The 2177-nt window shown below is 68.0% G+C and carries 2 protein-coding genes and 1 pseudogene; all 3 read right to left on the bottom strand.

What is annotated here, in order from left to right; translation table 11 throughout:
* Window positions 1-963, bottom strand: a pseudogene (locus RMO85_RS03515) (hypothetical protein); the annotation flags it as partial.
* 366 nt (window positions 964-1329) lie between these two features.
* The gene (locus RMO85_RS03510) at window positions 1330-1809 is read right to left on the bottom strand and encodes a DUF6036 family nucleotidyltransferase (RefSeq protein ID WP_310526499.1); all 480 of its coding nucleotides are present in this window, start codon (window positions 1807-1809) and stop codon (window positions 1330-1332) included.
* Window positions 1809-2177, bottom strand: a 369-nt coding sequence (locus RMO85_RS03505) for an XRE family transcriptional regulator (RefSeq protein ID WP_310526498.1), incomplete at its 5' end; no start/stop codon positions are given. The genes RMO85_RS03510 and RMO85_RS03505, both read right to left, overlap by 1 nt.

Raw genomic sequence — 2177 nt, 5'->3', positions numbered from 1 at the left:
GACCGTGTCGTCGGGGCGGCGCACCAGGTAGTCCAGGGTGGACAGCTCGGCCAGGCCGACGACGCCGTGCTGGCCGCGGATGCTGCCGCACGCGAGGCGCGCTTCCGCGTGCCCGTCGGGCACCTCGTCGAGGTCAGCGTGCACCGCGCTCATCCCGACCCGCAGCAGGATCCCCCGGGCGGAGAGCTCCTGGACCATCCGAGACAGACGCCGGTTCAGGGACCGCTCGTCCTTGGCCCGCAAGGGCAACAACGCGACCAGCTCGGACTGGCGCACGGCGAACACACCGCCGGCGATCCGGGACAGGTGCGTGCGGGCCGACATCGTGAGCGCGTGCTGGCCGGTCGCTCCGTCGGCGTCACCGAGCTCGGCCGAGATCACGACGTACCGGTCCTCACCGAGGCCGGCCTTTCGCAACACCTCGAGCTGTCGTGCGTGGGTGGGTCTGCGGTTGGCGAGCAGGTCCTCGACCAGGTCGCGCTGCACGTTCTCGTGGTCGGCGAGATCGTACTGCTGCGCTTCGATGTAGGTCGTCGCGGCGGCGGAGCTGCCGGCCTCGATGGTGCGCATCACGTGAGAGACCAGTCCCAGCACGGTCTGCTCGGCTTCTGGGCCCGATTGCGCCCACTCGAGAAGGTGGTCCCAGAGCTCCAGCTGGGCGATGCGGAACGCCTTGAGGAAGTCCACCAGGGGGATCTCGTGGTCGACCCGCTTCTGGGCGTGTTCCGCGGTCCACGGGAAGTCAGCGACCAGGGGGTCCCGGCCGTCGCGGACCGTGGTGAGGAAGACGCCGTAGATGCGTTCGCAGTGGTGGGCCACGTCCGCGTGCAGCTCGGAGCGCTGATAGTTGGGCACCTCGATCCAGATCCGGTCGGTGGCCGAGACCGCCATCGCGGGCAAGCGTCCCTCCAACCAACGGACCAGCTCCAACGCGGAGTGTTCGGCGGTCTCGGTGTAGGTCACGGACCCGTCCCGCCGGCCGGGCCGTGACAGTGCGCCTCGGCCAGTTCGCGTACGTCGGGCAGGTCCTCCATGCCGAGGACTCTAGGGTGTGACTCCTTACTCGGCGTTTCAGATCTCGGCGAGCGCGGCCTTTGCGTCACGGTGGACCAACTTGGGCAGTGCGTTGACGCGTCGTCGCCCTCAGTGCCGTAAGCGGATCGGCTTGCGGTGATCGACTCGCGGCCTGTCGGCCGCCCGCCAACGATGACCGGCAATCGCCAGCCCCCGGCGGCGACGTACCGCTTCAACGCATCGAGTTGAGCCAGGTGAGCGCGTTCTCGGTGGCGGCGACGTGCCTACTTGGGATCGTCGTTAGCCGCGATGCGATCAGGGCCGCGTCACGAGGTTGGCTTCGAGTAGAGCAGCGACGAAGTTGCGGTCCTTCTCGCGGAATGCGGTCAGCTTCGCGACGCAGAGGTCCTCCTTGTCGAGGCACCATCCGGTGAAGCGCGGTTCGCCGCTCACGGCCGCGGTGTTGGCGTTCTGCACCTTGACCAGGCGATCGCGCCAGCCATCGGGCAGCACAGCCGTCTCGAGGTCGACGCCGTCGATGCTGAAGCCGTGGAGTTCCTCGAACGGCGAGAACTCGCCCGCGACGCCTTTGATCAGATCGGCCAGTCGCGCGGTCTCATCGTTGGTATCGGCCATCGGCAGGATGTCGACCTCGATAGACATCGTTTCGGCCGCGGGGAGTTGTGACTCGTCGTATGTGCCGAGAATGGCTTGCGAGCCGACGACGATGACCTCGGACTGGTGGATGATCTGGCAGGCCGCGCGGATGGCGTGCTCCAGTTGGTCGCGTCGCATCAGCCCGCCACGGCCATGACTTCGTCGCGCTGCTCCCGGGTCAACAGGCCGCCCATGGGGGACACCTCGCGCATCTCGATCGAGTCGCGGTCGAGACCGGTCAGGACGCGGTGCAGGCCGGGGAGGTCGCCGCGGTCGATCAACTGCCGCCAGCGGCCGACATTCCGCTCGTGTGGCTGACCCGTGACCCGGTCGCTGAGGCGATCCAGGTTGCGCTCGAGCGTCGGCCGCCACTCCTCGAGGCTTGGCTGATTCAGGAGCGTGGAGATCCGCCGGTGCAGTTGCCACGAGCGGCGTTCGGAGCGAGTCAACTGGGGGACGACGGGTCGTCGTACGACCTCAAGGCGGAAACCCATGCACGACAGCAG

The sequence above is a fragment of the Nocardioides sp. genome (genome assembly GCF_031422975.1).
In the GTDB taxonomy this organism is placed as follows: domain Bacteria; phylum Actinomycetota; class Actinomycetes; order Propionibacteriales; family Nocardioidaceae; genus Nocardioides.
This window is presented reverse-complemented; position numbering and strand designations above follow the sequence as displayed.